At 66.6% G+C, this 17,808-nt stretch carries 22 protein-coding genes and 1 tRNA gene; 4 read left to right on the forward strand and 19 right to left on the reverse strand.

The features are described from left to right. Nucleotides 1-28 precede the first annotated feature (28 nt). From HBF32_RS10105 to HBF32_RS10145, 9 genes are all read right to left on the reverse strand, one after another. On the reverse strand, nucleotides 29-355 hold the full coding sequence (locus HBF32_RS10105; RefSeq protein ID WP_166699505.1) for a hypothetical protein: 327 nt from the start codon (nucleotides 353-355) through the stop codon (nucleotides 29-31). Between the two features lies 1 nt (nucleotide 356). Continuing rightward, on the reverse strand, nucleotides 357-1,775 hold the full coding sequence (locus HBF32_RS10110; RefSeq protein ID WP_166699506.1) for a tryptophan--tRNA ligase: 1,419 nt from the start codon (nucleotides 1,773-1,775) through the stop codon (nucleotides 357-359). A gap of 214 nt (nucleotides 1,776-1,989) precedes the next feature. Continuing rightward, on the reverse strand, nucleotides 1,990-2,910 hold the full coding sequence (gene rocF / locus HBF32_RS10115; protein ID WP_166699507.1) for an arginase: 921 nt from the start codon (nucleotides 2,908-2,910) through the stop codon (nucleotides 1,990-1,992). A gap of 11 nt (nucleotides 2,911-2,921) precedes the next feature. After that, a complete protein-coding gene (locus HBF32_RS10120; RefSeq protein ID WP_166699508.1) occupies nucleotides 2,922-3,320 on the reverse strand; it encodes a rhodanese-like domain-containing protein in 399 nt (132 codons plus the stop codon). 55 nt (nucleotides 3,321-3,375) lie between these two features. Further along, nucleotides 3,376-4,734 carry a hypothetical protein gene (locus HBF32_RS10125; RefSeq protein ID WP_166699509.1) on the reverse strand — a complete coding sequence of 453 codons (1,359 nt, stop codon included), beginning with the start codon at nucleotides 4,732-4,734 and terminating at the stop codon, nucleotides 3,376-3,378. 283 nt (nucleotides 4,735-5,017) lie between these two features. Then, a tRNA-Thr gene (locus HBF32_RS10130) sits at nucleotides 5,018-5,093 on the reverse strand. A gap of 16 nt (nucleotides 5,094-5,109) precedes the next feature. Continuing rightward, entirely contained in the window at nucleotides 5,110-5,919 is an 810-nt protein-coding gene (locus tag HBF32_RS10135; protein ID WP_166699510.1) for an SPOR domain-containing protein, read from the reverse strand. A 66-nt stretch (nucleotides 5,920-5,985) separates the two neighbouring features. Beyond that, nucleotides 5,986-6,744 carry a type III pantothenate kinase gene (locus HBF32_RS10140; protein ID WP_166699511.1) on the reverse strand — a complete coding sequence of 253 codons (759 nt, stop codon included), beginning with the start codon at nucleotides 6,742-6,744 and terminating at the stop codon, nucleotides 5,986-5,988. Further along, nucleotides 6,741-7,721, reverse strand: coding sequence for a biotin--[acetyl-CoA-carboxylase] ligase (locus tag HBF32_RS10145; protein WP_166699512.1), 981 nt, complete (start codon nucleotides 7,719-7,721; stop codon nucleotides 6,741-6,743). The genes HBF32_RS10140 and HBF32_RS10145 overlap by 4 nt, the downstream gene beginning before the upstream one ends. Before the next feature lie 199 nt (nucleotides 7,722-7,920). Here HBF32_RS10145 and HBF32_RS10150 point away from each other — a divergent pair, with 199 nt between their 5' ends. Beyond that, nucleotides 7,921-8,265: a hypothetical protein gene (locus tag HBF32_RS10150; protein ID WP_166699513.1), complete on the forward strand. Its 345-nt coding sequence runs from the start codon at nucleotides 7,921-7,923 to the stop codon at nucleotides 8,263-8,265. A 19-nt stretch (nucleotides 8,266-8,284) separates the two neighbouring features. After that, on the forward strand, nucleotides 8,285-9,055 hold the full coding sequence (locus tag HBF32_RS10155; protein ID WP_338039762.1) for a M90 family metallopeptidase: 771 nt from the start codon (nucleotides 8,285-8,287) through the stop codon (nucleotides 9,053-9,055). A 92-nt stretch (nucleotides 9,056-9,147) separates the two neighbouring features. Here HBF32_RS10155 and HBF32_RS10160 read toward each other — a convergent pair whose 3' ends face one another. The 3 genes from HBF32_RS10160 to HBF32_RS10170 are packed head-to-tail and all read right to left on the reverse strand — an operon-like array spanning nucleotide 9,148 to nucleotide 11,565. Beyond that, complete coding sequence (locus tag HBF32_RS10160) at nucleotides 9,148-10,533, reverse strand: ATP-binding protein (RefSeq protein ID WP_166699515.1); 1,386 nt, start codon at nucleotides 10,531-10,533, stop codon at nucleotides 9,148-9,150. Between the two features lie 52 nt (nucleotides 10,534-10,585). Then, complete coding sequence (locus HBF32_RS10165; RefSeq protein ID WP_072321955.1) at nucleotides 10,586-11,278, reverse strand: response regulator transcription factor; 693 nt, start codon at nucleotides 11,276-11,278, stop codon at nucleotides 10,586-10,588. After that, on the reverse strand, nucleotides 11,278-11,565 hold the full coding sequence (locus HBF32_RS10170; RefSeq protein ID WP_166699516.1) for a PepSY domain-containing protein: 288 nt from the start codon (nucleotides 11,563-11,565) through the stop codon (nucleotides 11,278-11,280). Before HBF32_RS10170 ends, HBF32_RS10165 begins: the two co-directional genes overlap by 1 nt. A gap of 154 nt (nucleotides 11,566-11,719) precedes the next feature. Between HBF32_RS10170 and HBF32_RS10175 the strand changes: the two genes are divergently transcribed. Further along, nucleotides 11,720-12,187 (forward strand): MarR family winged helix-turn-helix transcriptional regulator, encoded by a 468-nt coding sequence (locus HBF32_RS10175; RefSeq protein ID WP_166699517.1) that lies wholly within the window; start codon nucleotides 11,720-11,722, stop codon nucleotides 12,185-12,187. Here the strand turns inward: HBF32_RS10175 and HBF32_RS10180 are convergent. The 7 genes from HBF32_RS10180 to HBF32_RS10205 all read right to left on the reverse strand — a co-directional run bounded on the left by HBF32_RS10180 (nucleotide 12,167) and on the right by HBF32_RS10205 (nucleotide 16,556). After that, a complete protein-coding gene (locus HBF32_RS10180; protein WP_166699518.1) occupies nucleotides 12,167-12,673 on the reverse strand; it encodes a GNAT family N-acetyltransferase in 507 nt (168 codons plus the stop codon). The two genes, HBF32_RS10175 and HBF32_RS10180, sit on opposite strands and share 21 nt — an antisense overlap. A 10-nt stretch (nucleotides 12,674-12,683) precedes the next feature. Beyond that, nucleotides 12,684-13,706: a tRNA dihydrouridine(20/20a) synthase DusA gene (dusA, locus tag HBF32_RS10185; protein WP_166699519.1), complete on the reverse strand. Its 1,023-nt coding sequence runs from the start codon at nucleotides 13,704-13,706 to the stop codon at nucleotides 12,684-12,686. A gap of 136 nt (nucleotides 13,707-13,842) precedes the next feature. Then, nucleotides 13,843-14,052, reverse strand: coding sequence for a Fic family protein (locus HBF32_RS10190; RefSeq protein ID WP_425482196.1), 210 nt, complete (start codon nucleotides 14,050-14,052; stop codon nucleotides 13,843-13,845). A 160-nt stretch (nucleotides 14,053-14,212) separates the two neighbouring features. Next, nucleotides 14,213-15,133 (reverse strand): DUF5655 domain-containing protein, encoded by a 921-nt coding sequence (locus HBF32_RS10195; protein WP_166699520.1) that lies wholly within the window; start codon nucleotides 15,131-15,133, stop codon nucleotides 14,213-14,215. Nucleotides 15,134-15,221: 88 nt separating this feature from the next. After that, a complete protein-coding gene (locus HBF32_RS10200) occupies nucleotides 15,222-15,659 on the reverse strand; it encodes a type II toxin-antitoxin system HicB family antitoxin (RefSeq protein ID WP_166699521.1) in 438 nt (145 codons plus the stop codon). 25 nt (nucleotides 15,660-15,684) lie between these two features. Further along, a complete protein-coding gene (locus HBF32_RS19715; RefSeq protein WP_425482197.1) occupies nucleotides 15,685-15,792 on the reverse strand; it encodes a type II toxin-antitoxin system HicA family toxin in 108 nt (35 codons plus the stop codon). 260 nt (nucleotides 15,793-16,052) lie between these two features. Then, nucleotides 16,053-16,556, reverse strand: coding sequence for a hypothetical protein (locus HBF32_RS10205; protein ID WP_205287731.1), 504 nt, complete (start codon nucleotides 16,554-16,556; stop codon nucleotides 16,053-16,055). Nucleotides 16,557-16,776: 220 nt separating this feature from the next. On the opposite strand from HBF32_RS10205, the gene HBF32_RS10210 reads away from it, so the two are divergent. Beyond that, nucleotides 16,777-17,775 carry a YVTN family beta-propeller repeat protein gene (locus tag HBF32_RS10210; RefSeq protein WP_166699523.1) on the forward strand — a complete coding sequence of 333 codons (999 nt, stop codon included), beginning with the start codon at nucleotides 16,777-16,779 and terminating at the stop codon, nucleotides 17,773-17,775. Nucleotides 17,776-17,808 lie beyond the last annotated feature (33 nt).

Below are 17,808 nucleotides of genomic sequence, written 5' to 3' on the forward strand. Positions count from 1 at the left end.
TATAGCGGCTCCTACAGGAACAGCGGTCCTACAGGGCGCGTTTTTTCCAGACGAGCTGGCGGACGATGAGCGCCACCACGAGCACCGCCACGAACGCACCGTAGCCATAAAGCGCCGGGACCACCTGCTGCCAGATCGCGCCGCTCTTCGGCCCGAACTGGTCGGCAGCCGGCAATTCGACCGCATCGAAAGCCAACAGGGCCGCCTGGAACGCCGCCACCGTCGCCGCCAGCAGGGCCAGCACGTCGAACCCGCGGCGTGCCGCGTTCTTCGGCAGCGACTTCGGATACGCCCAATAGGCCCAGCCGAGCACGACCAGCCAGGGTGCCAACAGCATGATCGCGAGGTAGCGCATGTCAGGCCTTCTGGGTGGCGTTGCTGGCGGCCTTCGCCGCGGCTTCCTCGGCCGTCGCGGCGGCGAGGGCGTCCAGGGCACCGCGCAAACGGAGCAAGGCGGCGGCGCGCGCCACCTCATCGGGATACGGCTCGCCGTTGGCGACGACCTTGCCATCGACCAGCAGCGCGAGGTGATCGCCCTGCGACTCGATGGCCGCATGCGTGCCGCCCACGGTCGAGAGCGTCTGCCGCAGCGCGCCCGCCGCCTTCGGATCGGCGAACGACACCGACAACAGCAGCTCCTCACCGTCCGCGCCGAACAGGCGGAAGCGGAAGCTTCCGTCGGCGTCGCGGAAGCTCGCGAAACGCGGCGGCTTCGCCTTCGCGACGGCCGGCGCGGATACCGGCTCGTCGGGCGTCTTCAGCGTGTGCCGCGCGCTGCGCAGGCCCACCGCCTCGCGCAGCGTTTCCACGAGCGGGCCGGCGATGGCGCGCGCCTTGGCGGCACCGGCGAGGAGGATGTCTTCCATCTGGCCGGGACTCGCCATCAGCGCTTCGTACTTCTCGCGCATCGGCGCCACTTCGGAATCGATACGCTCGAACAGCACCTGCTTGGCTTCGCCCCAGCCGAGACCGCCATGCAGCGCCTCGGCGAAAGCGCCCGTTTCGGCCGGCGATGCAAATGCCTTGTAGATGGTGAACAGCGCGGAGTCTTCCGTGTCCTTCGGTTCGCCCGGCGCGCGCGAGTCGGTGACGATCTTCATGATCGCCTCGCGCATGCCCTTCGCGCCGCCTTCGAACAGCGGAATAGTGTTGTCGTAGCTCTTCGACATCTTGCGCCCGTCGAGACCGGGAAGCGTCGCCACCTGCTCTTCGATCAGCGCCTCCGGCATCACGAAGAACTCGCGGCCGTAGGTGTGGTTGAAGCGCTGCGCGATATCGCGCGCCATCTCGATGTGCTGGATCTGGTCGCGCCCCACCGGCACCTTGTTCGCGTTGAAGGCGAGGATGTCCGCGGCCATCAGCACGGGATACATGTAGAGCCCCGCGGTGACGCCCGCATCGGCGTCTTCCTGGTTCTCGATATTCCGGTCCACGGCCGCCTTGTAGGCATGGGCGCGGTTGAGCAGACCCTTCGCCGTCACGCAGGTGAGCAACCACATCAGCTCGGGCACCTCGGGGATGTCCGACTGGCGATAGAAGGTGACCCTGTCCGGATCCAGCCCCGCGGCAAGCCAGCTGGCCGTGATCTTCAGGCGCGAGGCCTCCACGCGGTCGGCGTCGTCGCTCTTGATCAGGGCGTGGTAGTCGGCCATGAAGTAGAACGCGTCGACGTTCGCGCCCCGGCTGGCCTGGATGGCTGGCCGGATGGCGCCGACGTAGTTGCCGAGATGCGGCGTGCCGGTGGTGGTGATGCCGGTGAGGACGCGGGTATGCATGGGGGCCTGATGCTCGGACGGACGGAAACCGTCCGAGTGTAGCCCGCGTGACGGCCGGGCGGCGACCCTGTGCCGCGGCAGGTTGCCGCGCCTTGCAGATAATCGTCTGTGTGGGAGTCGCTTCAGCGGCGATGGGTGCTTGCGGCAAACTGGCCCGCTCCCGCGGGATCGCCGGCATAGCCGGCTCCCACAGAGAGCCGGCTCCCACAGGACCTCAGCGCATCAGGGTGGACTTCCCGAACAGCGACTCCACCAGGTCCACGGCCAGCTTCGCGGTCTGGTTGCGCTTGTCGAAGGCCGGGTTCAACTCGACGATGTCCAGGGAGCCGACGCGGCCAGTGTCCGCGATCATCTCCATGCACAGCTGCGCCTCGCGGTAGTTCGGCCCCCCGCGCACGGTGGTGCCCACGCCCGGCGCGATCGACGGATCGAGGAAATCCACGTCGAAGCTCACGTGCAGGTGGGTGTCCTCGTCCACCCCGGCCAGCGCCTCTTCCATCGCCGCCTTGATGCCGATCTCGTCGATGTAGCGCATGTCGTAGATATCCAGGCCCACCTCGTGCACGAAGCGTTTCTCGCCCTCGTCCACGGAGCGGATGCCGATCTGGCGGAACACGTCGGGCGTGGTGGCCGGCACCGAGCCGCCGATATGCGTGAGCGCGGCCGGACCGTAACCGCAGAGGCAGGCCACCGGCATGCCATGGATGTTGCCGGAGGGCGTGATCTGGCTGGTGTTGAAATCCGCATGGGCATCGAGCCACAACACGCGGAGTTTCTTGCCCGTTTCGCGGCAATGCCGCGCCACGGCCGAGATCGAACCGATGGCGAGGCAATGATCGCCGCCGAGCATCACCGGCAGCTGGCCTTCGCCGAGTGCCCCGTGGATGGCCTCGTGCACGGCGGTGTTCCAGGCCACGACGGCATCCAGGTGACGGTAGCCGTCCGTCGGCGGTTGCCACGGGTTGAGCGGACCCGAAAGGTTGCCGCGATCCACGACATGCATGCCGCGCTTGGCCAGTCTTTCGCCGAGGCGGGCGACGCGCAGGGCTTCGGGACCCATGGAACTGCCGCGGTGACCGGCACCGATGTCGGTGGGGACGCCGATGAGGGCGACCGAACGGGTGATTGGACTCATGACGGGGATACTCAGGGGGACGATGGTTCTTCATGCACGAGCGGCCGCCCTTCGGCGCGCCACGCGTCGGCGCTGCCTTCGAGCAACCGCACGTTCGAGTAACCGAGCGACTCGAGCGTGGCACGGGCACGGGCGGCCCGCTTGCCGGACTTGCAGTAGACGACGAGTTCACGGTCGCGGGGGATGCCCAGCACCCCGTGGCGGGAAGCCACCTCGTCCACCGGGACGTTCAGCGCCCCAGCCAGGTGGCCATCGCGATATTCCGAGGGCGTGCGGACGTCGAGGAGCAGCGGAGCCTCGTGCCCGGCCATACGCGATGCGAGGTCCTCCCGGGACTCGTCGCCCGCCCATGCCGCGGCCGGTAGCCAGAGGAGGACGGCGAACAACAGCGATGCGCGAAAACCGTTCATGCCGCAAGTTTACACCGCGGCATGAAACCACCGGGTTGCAGCGCAACAGGCGGCGTTACGGGGCGGACGCGAGGAAACGGAAGACGCCGAGCGACTGGCGCGCCGCGTCGAAGACGAGCCCCGATGCGAGGTACTTCCCGTCCGGCTGGATCTGCAGGTGCTTCAGGAGATGCTGCGCGCCCGGGATCGGATCGGTGACGACACTGCCTCCCTGTCCGAAGCCGATGTCGAGGCTGCCGTCGGCGCGGAGGCGCAGGAGCCGCGCGGAAACCGTGGGAAGCGCGGACACGGTACCGAGGGAAACGATCTTCCCGTCAGCCTGGAGGGCGACGTCCTCTTCCTCGGTCGCCCCTGTAACGGAAGGGACGAGAAGCGGCACACCGCCGTTGAAGGTCGGGTCGAGTCCGGAGCCGTCGGGCTCGACGCGCGCGATCACCGAGGTGCGGTTGCCGGCACCCGCCGACCCGACGACCACGATCCGTCCATCGTCCTGCAACGCCACGTCGTTGAAGTGGTTGTAATCCAGGATGCCCGGGGCCAGCAGGCGGAAATGGCCGTCGTTTCCGAACGTGCCGTCCAGCCGGCCGTCGGCGTGGTGCCGCGAGAGAAGCGCGTACTCGAGATAGCTTCCCGAAAGCAGCAGCTTGCCGTCCGGCAGCACGCTGACACGTTTGATGATCGAGCCGCGGATGGGGTGAGCGGCGATCCCGCCGGATCCGAAGCCGGGATCGAGCCGGCCATCGGCGGTCAGGCGGAGGAGCACGCTGTCCCAGTCGCGCGTATCGCGCACGGATCGTGCGACCGCGACGATCTTCCCGTCCGGTTGCAAGGCCATATGCTGCGCCTGGTCGAAGGTGGTGGCGGGGAGGTCGATCTCGGCGAGACCACCCGTGCCGAAGGCGGGATCGAGGTGGCCTTCCGGCGTGAAGCGCGCATACAGGAGCGTGCTGACGCCATCCTGCCGTGCGGCGTGGCCCGCGAGCAGCAGTCCGCCGTCGGGCATGACGAGGCGGTCCCTCAGTACGTACTGCCCTTCGATACCCAGGACGGTCCTGGTCGAACCGCCCTCCCCGAAGGTGGTGTCCGGCCATCCTGCGGGAACCTTCCGCACGAGAAAGACCGTATTCCTCCCGATGATGCCCACCGAGAGGATCTTCCCGTCGGGAAGCAGCGCCGCCTGGGGCGCGGCGAGGCCGGCTTCCTCGCCAACGTCGAGGATGACCCGTCCTCCCGCGCCGAAGCCAGGATCAAGGCTTCCGGCCTGTGCGATCGCACTGGCCCGGTTAGAAGACGGGGACGCCGCCAGGGTAACGGATGCTCCCGTGGCGATGGCACACGCGAGGGCAAGGCGACAGGCAGGCGTGCGCAACACCTTTGCCGCACCGTGTGCGGTCAGGCGAAAGATAGGTTTCATGAGGAACGCTCCAGAAGAAGTCTTATCGAAGTGCGCGCATGCGCCGACACGCGATGATCCGTATGCCGTTGCTGCGCGCAGCCAATGGACCACACGGCAACTACCCAATCCATCCGATAAATCTGAAAAATTGTTCCCGAAATGTCAGCGTCCGCCTGGCACATCGCCGTTCCCGCGCGCTCTTCATGGTCCGCGTTGTCGCGAGGCACGCACTTCCACGTCCACGCCGCGAGGCGTGGTGCGGAATCGGCATGTTTGGGGATGTGCCGCGGAGGCTGGGAGATGGTGCCGGCACCCGGATTCGAACTGGGGACCTACCGCTTACAAGGCGGTTGCTCTACCAACTGAGCTATGCCGGCGAAGGCGGCGAGTTTATCAGAAGCAGCCGGTGGTTCGGGCCGTGATGCCAGGGGTACGGATACCCTGGCGAATGTCGGCACCGGCCTCGTCGGGGACGACCACGTCCAGCCACCAGACGGGCGTGGTTTCGGTGCGCTCGCTCATGCGCGCGGGGAACCCCGCGGCGACGACCTGGTCGCGGCGCTTGCGGGCGTTGGCCGGATCGTGGAAGAGCCCGAGTGCCACCGAGTTCTGCAGTTCACCCTGGGCCGTGACGACGAAGTAATCCTTGATGCCCTTTGCCTCCAGGCGTCGCGCCTGGGCCAGCGCCTGCTCGCGCGTCGCCTGGGCCGGAAGGAAGACGCGCCAGCCATGGGATTCGCTGGTCTGCTCCTGGCGCTGCCGGCTGCGCACGGTCCGCGAGGCGATGGCGGTGCGGGCGGCGCGAAGGTCCACCTGGTTGGGGAAGGGCCCGAGGGCCAGGCAGCGGTAGCTGCGACGGGGACTGGTCGGCGCGCTGGCGGCCGCCGCGAGCGGATCGTCCGCGGCGGCCGCCTTCGTGACGGGCTTCGTCTGGGCGGCGGCGACGGACGTGGCGGCGACGGGTTTCGGCGCGCTCGCCGGGGACACGGGTGCCGCCGGCGTTGCGGCCGCGGGCGACGGACTGCTCGAAGGACGGGCGGACGTGGTCGCCGACGGTTCGGGCAGTTCGGTCAGCAGCTTCAGTTTCGGCACGCCGCCGTCGTTGGGATCGATCGCATGCGTGCCGGAATCGCCCAGCAGCAGCCACGCGGCCACCGCGATGTTCAGCGCTATCAGAAGAACGAACAGCAAACGCAACAGCATGGCGGCCTTGAGTCTTCCGGAGGAGCCTGCTCGCGTTCCCCTGTAAGAACCGGCAGCCTCCGGATTCTAGGCGATATCGGCTGCCGGAGCATGCGCCCTGGCCCACGCCGCCAGACCGCGAAGCACGGCATCCGGCACGAGGATCGCGTCGCGTTCGAGCAAGGGCGCCAGCGTAGCCGCATCCCCGCCGCCCAGGGTGAGCGTCGGGCTCCCGCCAAGTTGCCGGGCGGCCCGGTCCGCGAAACGATCGACCAGCGCGGCACAGGCCTGCCAGCAACCCGAGGCCAGACCGTCGGCGGTGTTGTCGGCCAGATCGCGGACCGATCCCGTCTGTTCCGGGCGCACCTGCGCCGTCGCGCCGAGCACCGATTGCTGCATGAGCAGCGGCCCCGGCGCGATCCACCCGCCGAGGTGACGACCGTCGCCGTCGAGTGCATCGAGCGTGAGCGCGGTGCCCGCACTGGCCAGCACGCAGGGCGCGCGGCCAGCGGCGAATGCGTCGACCATCGCCAGGAACCGGTCGACGCCGAGACGTTGCGGCTCGGCGTACGCGTTGGTGACGCCGCACGCCTGCGCCGGCGTGCGCACCCAGACCGGCTCGCGTCCGAACGCCTTGGCCGTGGCGACGGCCACGGCCGTCTCGCGCGCAGCGTCCACGACGGATGCGCCCACGATGCGGAAAGGCATGGGCCAACCTTTCCACAGCGTCGAGAGTTCGTGCGCGATATCCGCGTCCCAGCCGAACGCGCCGCGGCGGGCGAACTCGTCGCCCTCCAGCAGCGCGAACTTGAGCCGCGTGTTGCCGAGATCGAGGAGCAGGATCATGACGTCGTCCTTCGCACGGATACCTCGGCGCTGTCGACGGTGACGCGATCGCCGTTCGCACGGCGCACGCGCAACGCGCCGCGTTCGTCCACACCCTCGCCCATGGCGTCGTACTCGCCGCGCGGATCGATGATGCGCAGGGATTCCCCGCGCAGCAGGTCGTTCGCGGCGTACTCCTCGGCGAACGCCGCGAAGCCATGGCGTTCGAAGGCGAGCAGGCCGTCGGCAAGCGCCGCGATCACCGCCGAGGCAATGCGATTGCGGGACGGCGGATCGCCACCCAGGATCGAGGCGAGGTCGGTGATCGGCTGCCCCGCCCGTTCGTGGAGGCTATCGGGCAGGCGGATGTTGAGACCGACGCCGATCACGGCCGCGCAAGGGCCCGAATATTCGCCGGAGAGTTCCACCAGCACGCCGGCGAGCTTGGCGTTGCCCGCCAGCACGTCGTTCGGCCACTTCAGGCCGGGCGTACGGATGCCCAGATCGGCCAGCGCGCGCAGGAGCATCACGCCGACGGCCAGCGAAAGGCCCGACAGGGAAGCGAAGCCGCCATCGAAGCGCTTCAGCACCGAGAGATAGAGGTTCATCCCCGGCGGCGACAGCCAGGTGCGCCCGCGTCGCCCGCGCCCTGCCGACTGCGCCTCGGCCATGACGAAGGCCAGGTCGTCCAGGACGGGAATGCGCCGCGCCAGTTCGCTGGACGTGGAATCGATGTCCCAGTGCACCTCGAGCATGCCGATCCGGGCCGACGTCTCGGGTGCGAGCCCGGCGCGGATGCGCTGCGTGTCCAGCAACTCCGTGGTCCATGGCAGGCGATAACCGCCGCCGACCCTGGCCTCCACGGGCACGCCCTTCAGGCGCAAGGCTTCGATCTGCTTCCAGACGGCAGCCCGCGTGACCCCGGCCTTTCGGGCCAGGGCGGCGCCGGACACGGCATCGCCGCCGGCAAGGGCTTCGAGGAGGTCGCGTGCGAGCATGGCTACCGTCGGGCCGTCAGGCGGCCGGTCGAGGTGGGGATAAGCCGGTACATGCCGCGATTCTAGGGCAGTGGCGTGCATTTCGCCCGTCCCCGGCACAGGGCGGCCACCGGCGACCTCCAGCACTGGCATGCAGGTGAAAATTCTGCGAGGATCGGTCGTCCCCCCTTACGTCCCGAAGGGGCCCCAGGGTTTACCGATGAACGCCAGACCGTACATCTTCGGATGTCTGTGCCTCGTCGGTGCCACCGGCACCGCCGCCGCTTACGACATCGACCCGACTGCCTCCGGCCTGCTCGCTTCGAGCGGATCGGGCTCGTCGGTGTCGTTCGAAGGAAGCGCCCGGTCGACGTCCCAGGGCGCTCGCGACAACACCGGCGGCGGCGATGCCGTGCCGTCCCGCCCCGTCCGTTCGCACCGGGGCAACATGCCCCCGCCGGTCACCACGCCGGTCGATGTGGACGATGGCACGCACGACGACGCCATGCCCCTGCGCTCGAGCGCACCGAGCTGGCAATCGCTGCTGCCCGGGTCGATGCTCTGACCCTTTCCGGCCGTTGCTCGTGGGTTTCGTCCAGTCGCTGATCGCGCGTTTCCGCGCCCCTGTTCCTCCCATCGACGACGCGACGTGGCGACAGGCCCTGGCCCGCGTGCCCCTCGCCCGCGCCCTCGATGCGCCGCGCGCGCATTACCTGCGCCAGCTGGTAGCCATCTTCCTGCATACGAAGCGGTTCCACGCGTTGGGCGGTGCCGTGCTGGACGATTTCTGGCGCCTGGCGATCGCCATGCAGGCCAGCCTGCCCGCGCTGCCCCGCGGTCCGGCTGCGTTCAAGGGCTGGACGAACGTGCTCGTGTATCCGGGGGAATTCAACGTGCGGCGCAGCCACCACGACGCGCCGACGGGTGTCGTCACCGACAGCGACGACACCCTCATCGGCGAGGCCTGGGAACGCGGTCCCATGGTCCTCTCGCTGGCCGACGTGGCGCTCGACCTCGAGGCGCCGTGGGACGGGTTCAACGTGATCGTCCACGAGATGGCGCACAAGCTCGACATGCTCGCGGGACCGGCCAACGGCGTGCCGCCGATGCCGTCGTCGATCGACCGCAGGCGCTGGATCGGGACCATGCAGCAAGGCTTCGACACGCTGTCGAAGGCCGTGGACCGCGGTCGGCGGACGGCCATCGATCCGTACGCGGCGGAGGCACCGGAAGAGTATTTCGCGGTGACCAGCGAACTGCATTTTTCGCAGCCCGCGTTGTTGCGCGATGCGGAGCCGGAGGTGGCGAAGCTGCTGGAAGCGTTCTACGGCCCGTCTCCCGCAGCTTCCTTGTAGGAGCCGCTATAGCGGCGAGGGAAACGTCATTCGCGGCTTCATCGCTCCGTGGGCTTCTCGCCGCTATAGCGGCTCCTACAGGTGTCGCTGACTCAAGGTGGCGGCAGCTTGACGCTGAAACGCGCGCCGCCCAGCTCCTCGGAGCGGTCGACGTGCAGTTCGCCCTGGTAGGCCTTGATGATGTCCTGCACGATCGATAGCCCGATGCCGTGGCCCTGTACGCGTTCGTCGCCGCGCACGCCGCGCTGGAGGATCTTCTCGATCTTCTCGTCGGCGATGCCGGGGCCGTCGTCTTCCACCACGAGTTCCAGGCCGCTGCGGCCGCGCATCTTTCCCACCGAGCGCGCCGTGAGGAGCACGCGGTGCGATGCCCACTTGAAGGCGTTCTCGACAAGGTTGCCCATCAATTCGAGCAGGTCGCCCTGCTCGCCGGGGAAGGTCACGCCGTCCTCGATCTCGAATTCGCAGAGCACGTTCTTCGCGGCGTAAACCTTCTCCAGGCTCTGCACGAGGTCTTCCGCGTGTCCGGCGATGGGTTCGACCGACGCAATGGTACGGCGTCCCGATGTCGCCGCGCGCGAGAGCTGGTACGCCACGATCTCGTCCATCCGCCGCACCTGGTCGAGGATATCGCCGCGCAGGTTGGCGGCATCCCCGCCCGTTTCCAGTTGCGAACGAATCACCGCCAGCGGCGTCTTCAGGCTGTGCGCCAGGTCGGCCAGCGTGTCGCGATAGCGCGTGCGCTGTTCGCGCTCGCTGTCGATGAACGCGTTGAGGCGGCGGGTAAGCACCGTCAGCTCCACGGGGTATGGACCGTCGAGGTGATCGCGCGTGCCGCGCTCGATGTGCGCGAGGTCGCTGGATACGCGGCGCAGCGGCAGCAGGCTCCAGCGCAGGAGGAACAGCTGCAGCAGCATGAGCATCATGCCCAGCATCGCCAGCCACAGGAACTGCGTGCGGCGATACGTGGCTACCTGGCGCTCGAACTGGTCCTCGGTCTGCGCGACCGCGAACGTCAGCGGTACGCTGCGCTTTTCCGTGCTGTCGAGCGAGACGCCGTAACTGAAGACGTAGAGCTTCCCGCTACGGGTCTCCACCGGCTCGAAGGCGGTCTCGCCCGGCGAGAGCATCCGGACGAAATCGAAATCGCGGCCCAGCGCCGACGACGACTCCCAGCGGAAGCCGTCGTTGCCGACGATGATCGCGTAAAGGCCCGAGCCCGGACGCGAGAAGTCGGGGTTGGGCTGGCTGTCGGGCGTGGTGACCTTGCCGGCGCGGGTGATGTCGGTGCCGGTGATGTACGCGATGGCGTAGTTGTGCAGCCGGTCGTGCATGGCCGACAGCTCGGACGCGTAATTGGCCTTGTTCTGCGCGAGGCCGGTGAGGCCCAGGAACGCGGCGAGCGCGAAGCCGGTCGCCAGTGCCGCGCGCGCGGCCAGCGAGAGGGGCCGGCGTCGGGTCGATGAAGCGTTGTCCATGCTTCGAGCTTACCTTGGGGCGGCGCGCCCTTTGGCCACGCCGCCCGAGGGCTCAGTCCTCGTCCGCTTCGTTGCGCGGGATGGCGAAGCGGTAACCGCGGCCACGCACGGTCTCGATCGGCTTGAGCGCGCTTTCCGGGTCCAGCTTACGGCGCAGACGGCCGATGAAGACTTCCAGGACGTTCGAGTCGCGGTCGAAATCCTGCTGGTAGATGTGCTCGGTGAGGTCGGCCTTCGAGACCAGCTCGCCGGCATGAAGCATCAGGTATTCCAGCACCTTGTATTCGTAGCTGGTGAGGTCGACCTGGCGTCCTTCGACGGTGACCGTCTGCGCCGTCGTGTCGAGCTTGATGGGGCCGCAGGCCAGCACGGGCTTCGACCAGCCGCTGGCGCGGCGCACCAGTGCGTTGATGCGCGCCAGCAGTTCCTCGACGTGGAACGGCTTCACCAGGTAGTCGTCGGCGCCGTACTTCAGACCCTCCACCTTGTCCTGCCAGCTCCCGCGGGCGGTGAGGATCAGGATGGGATAGCGCTGGCCGTGTTCGCGCAGCGCCTTCACCAGGTCCATGCCCGAGAGCTTGGGCAGGCCCAGGTCGATGATCGCGAGGTCGAATGGCACCTCGCGCCCCAGATAAAGGCCTTCTTCGCCGTCCTGGGCCGCATCGACGGCGAAACCGTCGCGCTTCAGGCGCGCGGCGAGGGTCTCGCGCAGCGGGGCCTCGTCCTCTACGAGCAGGATTCGCATCAATGTTTCTCCTTGTTGTCCCCGGCGTTGGCATCCAGGGGCTTGGCGGTTTCGGTACGGATCGGCACCACCTTGACGTGGCCGTCGAGGGTGAGGACCTTGACCCGGTATTCGGTGATCCGGCCGCGCTCGACGAGCCGCGTGTCCGCAGACAGCACTTTCCCCCCGGTGTCTTTCTGCACCTTGCTTACCGCCTGCTCCAGCGACATCGACTGGTAAGCGGATGCGATGGAGGGCAGCGCAAGGCAGAACGCGGCGAAAAATAGCGGACGAAACGTGATTTTCATGTGGGGCGCAGGGGGAAGCCGGGACGAGCTGTTCGACCGATCATGCCGAGCCACGCCCCGCCCGAAGCTGAACGAAACCCGGATCGGCGCCCTATTTGCCGCCGTCTATTTAATAAAGTAAATTGACCATCAATCAAATTGACCGAAAACGGACATGACCGGCGAGCTACCCTGGTACGAAAACATCGTGGTCCCGGCCCTCCTCCGGCACGCTCGCGGGACCTATGGCACCGCCATGCGCCGTGCGCTCGGCGACGCGGGTTACGACGACATTCCGGAAAACGGACTCTACGTGATCGGTGGCCTGGCGATGGGCGCGGGGGATGCGCCGGTCGGGCGACTGGCGCAGGAGCTCCGGATCTCGAAGCAGGCGGCGGGGCAGCTCGTCGACGCCCTCGTCGTGCGAGGCTACGTCTCGCGCGAAAGCGACCCGACCGACCGGCGCAAGCTGATCGTCACGCTGACCGGGCGCGGTCGGGATGCCGCCGCCGTGCAAGGCGCCGCGCGCGACCGCATCGATGCCGAACTGCTCGCGCGTCTGGGCGATACCGGCCTTCGGGCGCTGAAGCGCGGACTCGGCGCACTCGTGGAGATCGGGCGGTCACGGCATCCGCTCGAATAAGGTCAGTGTCTTGCCGCGGTAGTCGGCCTCGTCGAACGGGCGATACCCGAGACGCTCGCCGAGCCGGACCGAGGGGGCATTCTGCGGGTCGATGAGGCAGACGGTGCGGCCTTTCCCGCGCCGCTCGAAGAACCACTCATGCACGGCCGTCAGGGCCTCGGTGCCGTAGCCCTTGCCGTGCGCGGCGCTGGCGAGCGCCCAGGCGCCCTCCGGGAAGGGATCGAAACGATCGCCCATGCCGCGGTGGAAATGCGCCAGACCCGCTTCGCCGACGAACCTGCCGCCATCCTTTTCGCGCAGGGTGAACAGGCCATACCCGAACGACGTCCAGTGGCCCACGTTCCGCAGCAGCTTGATCCACGTATCCTCCGGCGGCGAGCTGCCGCCGATGTAGTGCATCACCTTCGGATCCGTCCGCATGGCATTGCAGTCGTCGAAATCGGAGATGGCGCTGGGCGCGAGGATCAGGCGTTCGGTCACGATCATGCGGACTACCTCACGCGGCCTGGCGGAAAGCGGCGAGCGCGGACTCGATCAGTCCCCAATCCGCCCCCGGCAGGTGGGCCCCTTCGGAGAGCTGGCGGCGGAAACCGCGTGCGCCCGGCTCGCCCTGGTAGAGGCCGAGGATGTGCCGGGTGATGTGCTTGAGCTGGGTGCCGCGCGCCAGTTCGGCATCGATATAGATACGCATCCGCTCCAGCACGTCGGCGCGCCCCGGTAGCGGCGTGCCGTACAGGTCGGCCTCGATCCGGGCCAGCACGAACGGATCGTGATACGCCGCGCGGCCGAGCATCACGCCGTCCACGTGTTCGAGATGCTCGCGGACGGCCTCTACCGTGGTGATGCCGCCATTGATCACGACCGTGAGTTCCGGGAATTCCCGCTTCAGTCGGTAGACGCGTTCGTAGTCGAGTGGCGGGATCTCGCGGTTTTCCTTCGGGCTGAGCCCCTCGAGCCACGCCTTGCGTGCATGCACGACGAGGATACGGACGCCCGCCTCCACCATCGTGGTCGTGAAGCGCTGGAGGTCGGCGTATTCGTCCTGGTCGTCGACGCCGATGCGGCATTTCACCGTCACCGGAACATCCACGGCCTCGGCCATCGCCCGCACGCAGGCGCCGACCAGGTCGGGCTCGCGCATCAGGCAGGCGCCGAACTTGCCCGACTGGACCCGGTCCGACGGGCAGCCGACGTTGAGATTGATCTCGTCGTACCCCGCCTCGGCGCCGAGCATGGCGGCCTTGGCGAGCTCCGCCGGATCGCTGCCGCCAAGCTGCAAGGCCACGGGATGCTCCTCATGGCTGTGCTCCAGCAGGCGCAGCTGGTTCCCGCGCACCAGGGCGGCGCTGGTCACCATCTCGGTATAGAGCCGGGCATGGGGCGACAGCAGACGGTGGAAGTACCGGCAGTGCCGGTCCGTCCAGTCCATCATGGGGGCGACGGTCAGGCGCAGGGAGTCGGCGTCGCACTGATTCCCCGTGCTATTCGCCTGATCTGCGATGCTTTTCTGGGTTTCCATTGCCGGCAATTTTAGCGCGCTTTGGGCGTTCTTTGCGGGCAGGTTCATGCACTGGCCGCCCCATTGGCCGGGATATCGTCGATAAACAGCCGCACGTACGGTTCATAGCGAAAGCGGCGATTGCGGGCATAGCCGGTCATCTCCAGCAATGCCCAGCTCCACCAGTTTGGCAACCAGCGTGTTCGCATCGGTGCTGGCGGAAATAGTGGGACAGGTAAAGCACGGGCTTATGCAGTACGCCGCCCTCGGTCAACAGGAAGGTAATCAGCAGTCGACCCACACGGCCGTTGCCGTCCAGGAAAGGATGGATGGTTTCAAATTGCACATGCGCCAAGGCGATCTTCACCAAGGGTGGCAGAGACTAAAGAGCCAAATCTGGCCTGTATTCAACACAACCTACAACATGAACACCCTCCACCGCCGGCGAATCGGCAAGCCCTTCGGGAAGTGCCGGGACTTCCATCCAATACGGGAAGGCCCTCCGGCGGTCGCCTGATCCACGGAGCTCAGCCTTCGCCGTAACTCCGCTCGATCAGCGGCTTGGCTTTTTCCAGGTCGGCCGCGGTGCGCACCGTCAACTCCAGGTCGCCCGTTCCCCAATGCCCGATCTGGCGCACGTCACGGCTGAAGCCCTCTTCCAGGGCAACGCTGTCGGGATCCAGTTTGAGCATCACGAGCATCTTGTTGGGGTACATCACCACGCTGGCGAAGTTCTTCAGTCTCCGGAACGCGGTGTAGAGCTTCAACCGTCGCTCGGTGACGTCATCGCCCAGTGCCAGCACATGGGTTGCCAAGCTGTCATAGATCGCGCGTGTTTCCGGCAGTGCCCCCGCGTACTGCTCGTCAAAGGTTTTGTCCTTGCCGGCCGTCTTCGGCGCGATACCAGGCTCGGCCACCGAGTTGGTCGCGGTGACATCCCCCACGCTTACCGCGTTTACCAGCTCCAGAAGCAGCAGGTCATCGGCAAACAGCTTGTACCGCAGCAGCTCGATGTTACGCGGGATCTGCTGCACGGCGTGCTGGTCGTAGCGGGTAAAGTCGGCCGCGATGCACAGCAGCCGCGTCCCGGACCAGTCGATCGTATCGGCCGCGTTCTTGCCCAACTGCTCCATCACCAGCCAGCGGAACTCGGCTTGGTGGTCCAGCAGCCAGTCCAGGTAGAACAAGCCCTGGTTGATCACGTTTTCGTTGCTGTGACGCTTGTACTCCACGATCACCGGGCAGCCGTTCTCGTCCAGGCCCAGCGAATCTATCCGTCCCTTGTGGGTCTTGCCGGTGGCGTACTCACTGGCGAGGAAGCGCACGCCGAGGAAGGTCGGCATTTGCGATTCGATCAGCAACTGCAGCTGCCTTTCGACGACTGCCGCCCGCCCGGGCAGCTCCGAGGCGTTGCCGGCCGAGAGGCGGAATAACTGAATATCACTCAACGGCTCGCTCCCAGGTACCGCATTGCAACGTTTTTGTCCACGGAGAACAACCGCTCCCGGTTGAACGAGCATGGACCGGACTACTTGTTCATGCCGCTTGGCGGCTCTCCAGCGGTTCCACGAACACGTTGATGCGATAGCCAACCGCGGCCAGCGCTGCCTCGACCTGTTCCAGCTTGGACTTATGGGTCAGATCCAGCAGGCGCTCGACCTGCGGCGCATGCAAACCCAGTTTCCGGGCGAGATCCGACTTGCGCAGGCCCTTTGCCCGCATGGCCTCGTACAGCCCCACCTTCGCTACGTCGAGCGCCGGGAGCGAAACCCAGTATTCGCCGCGCTTTTTGTCGCTGGCCTCCGGGATGGGCTCGCGCCGGTCAATGAAGTCCTGGAGGATCAGGGCCACGGCATCAACCGACTCGCCCAGGGCATGCTCGACGCTATCGCCTACGCTGTTGAACCCTTGCAGGTCGCGGCACGACGCCACGTACTGGTCGCCGTCCTTCGTAAGTTTGATTGCGTAACGCATAGTCACTCCACTGCATGCCTCGGTCTTATTTCAGGCCGAGGTCTTTCAGGATGCTTTTCCGCAGGGGTTCCGGCATCTCTTTCGAACCATGGTTCGGGACGATGGAGGTCCTGCCGTTTAACCTAACTGCCACGCTGCCGCTCAAAGATCACGCCTTGCTGCCGAAGCCACCGTATAAACTCGCTGCACTTCACCACGCTCCCTGCTGCTCGTTGGCGCGAAGGCACTTTACTAACATTTCTGTTATTTGTAAACATTTTTGTTAGTCCATACCTACCTCGTCAATGCGGAAAGCCATCGCGGTTACGCCTAAGTCTTAGTGGAGCGATGCGCCTAACTCACTTCGCCGGCCCCATCCATCACGGGGCTACCGTGAGGCGAAAGGCAGAGGGGTCACCGACACGCATCGAAACCCCACTCGCCGTGCAGCCGCGCGCTTTTCAGAGATTCCCTGACCTGCTCCATGAGAAAGCGGCGATGATCGGGATTCGCTTGTTCCCCGGCTGCCCTCGCGCAGGTCCGGGAAGCTTCCTCGATGACGTTCCTTGCCACGGCGAAGTGTTCGGCAGCCGCCGGTAGCGGTACGAGGAGGCGGCTCAAGTCCTCATGACTCGGCCACTTCGCGGCATCTTCCAGTTCGATCGCGATTCTTGCATAGCGATCCGGATGTCCCTCGTGGCGCTCGAGCCGGTCCGCTTCTTCGATCCATCTTTCCAGCGCCGGCCCCAGGCGGTCGCGGTACTGCATGGCGAAAACATTTCCCCATAGATTGCCTTGCGCTTTCCGATCGCGGCGCAGTCGCCATGAGTCCCTGAGCGCGAGACACAGCGCCACGACGGTCGCGCCCACGGTACCGATGGCCGACCACATCTCCCAGTTCACCGCTTCGTTCGTCATGAAACCCTTTCCGCCTGCCACGGGTGTGCAACATACGACGTAACCCCTGGGGAAACTACCGGTAACGCCTCCTCTCTATGGTGACCCTGCGCAAATTCGGTAGGCAGGGGAGCACGCCAACCGAGCGCTTGATTACGTTGTCCTCCCATGCCGGGGGCCGTCCCGCGGCATCGCTTCATGCCGGGTGTTTTCCGCCCACTACAACTTTGAGGTCACAACCATGACGAACAGGCACACGACGTCTACCTCCCGCCGCTGGATCACCCCGACCGCGCGCTGCGCCCTGCCCCTTCTCCTGGCCGGTGTGGCACTGCCTGCCGCCGCCGGGTTCAATCCGAACGCCTACGTGGTGAACCAGTCCGACAACACCGTGTCGGTCATCAACACCCTCACCAACACGGTCACCGCGACCATCGTCGTCGGCAACGCGCCGCAGGGCGTTGCCGTCAGCCGCGACGGTAGCAAGGTCTATGTCACCAATACCGTCGACAACACCGTCTCGGTCATCAAGGCCTCGACGAACTCGGTCATCGCTTCGGTTCCGGTTGGCGGCTTCCCCACTGCCGTGACCGTGAGCCCGGACGGCCGCTCGGCTTATGTCGCCAACGCGAACGATTCGACCGTGTCGGTCATCGATACGGCCAGCAACACCGTCACGGCTTCGTATAACTCCGGCTTCCTGCCCTTCGCCGTGACGACGAGCCCTAACGGCAAGTTCGTCTACACCGCCAACTTCGGCGAGAATTCGGTCTCGGTCCTCAAGGCCGACGACGGCTCCACGGTCGCCACGGTGCCGGTCGGCGTGCAGCCGATCAGCGTGGACGCCGGTCCCTTCGGCGCCCGCGTCTACGCGGCGAACCAGGGCTCGGGCAACGTGTCGGTCATCGACGCTTTGTCCAACCAGATGATGGATACGATCGCCGCCGGTAACGGTGCCGATGCCGTGGCCGCCGCCCTGCTCGGCACGCGCGCCTATGTGACCAACCTCTCCGACGGCACGGTGTCGATCATCGACGCGATCCACAAGAACGTGCTCAAGACCGTGGCGGTGGGTGTCGCGCCGGATGCGGTGAACGTGAGTCTCACGCTCGGTCGTGTCTACGTCGCCAACTCCGGTTCGGGCACGGTCTCCGTGATCGACCCGCTGAAGAACGACAAGGTGATCGCCACGGTCGACGTCGGCAACTTCCCGGTCGCCGTGGCTACGCAGCCGCAGTAAGTTCTCGCTTGCTCAAGACCCAAGGGCCGCTCC

Source organism: Luteibacter yeojuensis (genome assembly GCF_011742875.1).
Taxonomy (GTDB): Bacteria; Pseudomonadota; Gammaproteobacteria; order Xanthomonadales; family Rhodanobacteraceae; genus Luteibacter; species Luteibacter yeojuensis.

Bases quoted from the DNA above. Each gene is read 5' to 3' on its own strand.
- HBF32_RS10170 (WP_166699516.1), bottom strand. From the start codon at position 11,565: ATGAAAATCACGTTTCGTCCGCTATTTTTCGCCGCGTTCTGCCTTGCG.
- HBF32_RS10125 (WP_166699509.1), bottom strand. From the start codon at position 4,734: ATGAAACCTATCTTTCGCCTGACCGCACACGGTGCGGCAAAGGTGTTG.
- HBF32_RS10180 (WP_166699518.1), bottom strand. From the start codon at position 12,673: ATGATCGTGACCGAACGCCTGATCCTCGCGCCCAGCGCCATCTCCGAT.
- HBF32_RS10205 (WP_205287731.1), bottom strand. From the start codon at position 16,556: ATGACGAACGAAGCGGTGAACTGGGAGATGTGGTCGGCCATCGGTACC.
- HBF32_RS10175 (WP_166699517.1), top strand. From the start codon at position 11,720: ATGACCGGCGAGCTACCCTGGTACGAAAACATCGTGGTCCCGGCCCTC.
- HBF32_RS10150 (WP_166699513.1), top strand. From the start codon at position 7,921: ATGAACGCCAGACCGTACATCTTCGGATGTCTGTGCCTCGTCGGTGCC.
- HBF32_RS10105 (WP_166699505.1), bottom strand. From the start codon at position 355: ATGCGCTACCTCGCGATCATGCTGTTGGCACCCTGGCTGGTCGTGCTC.
- HBF32_RS10135 (WP_166699510.1), bottom strand. From the start codon at position 5,919: ATGCTGTTGCGTTTGCTGTTCGTTCTTCTGATAGCGCTGAACATCGCG.
- HBF32_RS10145 (WP_166699512.1), bottom strand. From the start codon at position 7,721: ATGCTCGCACGCGACCTCCTCGAAGCCCTTGCCGGCGGCGATGCCGTG.
- rocF (WP_166699507.1), bottom strand. From the start codon at position 2,910: ATGAGTCCAATCACCCGTTCGGTCGCCCTCATCGGCGTCCCCACCGAC.
- HBF32_RS10165 (WP_072321955.1), bottom strand. From the start codon at position 11,278: ATGCGAATCCTGCTCGTAGAGGACGAGGCCCCGCTGCGCGAGACCCTC.
- HBF32_RS10210 (WP_166699523.1), top strand. From the start codon at position 16,777: ATGACGAACAGGCACACGACGTCTACCTCCCGCCGCTGGATCACCCCG.
- HBF32_RS10110 (WP_166699506.1), bottom strand. From the start codon at position 1,775: ATGCATACCCGCGTCCTCACCGGCATCACCACCACCGGCACGCCGCAT.
- HBF32_RS10200 (WP_166699521.1), bottom strand. From the start codon at position 15,659: ATGCGTTACGCAATCAAACTTACGAAGGACGGCGACCAGTACGTGGCG.
- dusA (WP_166699519.1), bottom strand. From the start codon at position 13,706: ATGGAAACCCAGAAAAGCATCGCAGATCAGGCGAATAGCACGGGGAAT.
- HBF32_RS10160 (WP_166699515.1), bottom strand. From the start codon at position 10,533: ATGGACAACGCTTCATCGACCCGACGCCGGCCCCTCTCGCTGGCCGCG.
- HBF32_RS10140 (WP_166699511.1), bottom strand. From the start codon at position 6,744: ATGATCCTGCTCCTCGATCTCGGCAACACGCGGCTCAAGTTCGCGCTG.
- HBF32_RS10120 (WP_166699508.1), bottom strand. From the start codon at position 3,320: ATGAACGGTTTTCGCGCATCGCTGTTGTTCGCCGTCCTCCTCTGGCTA.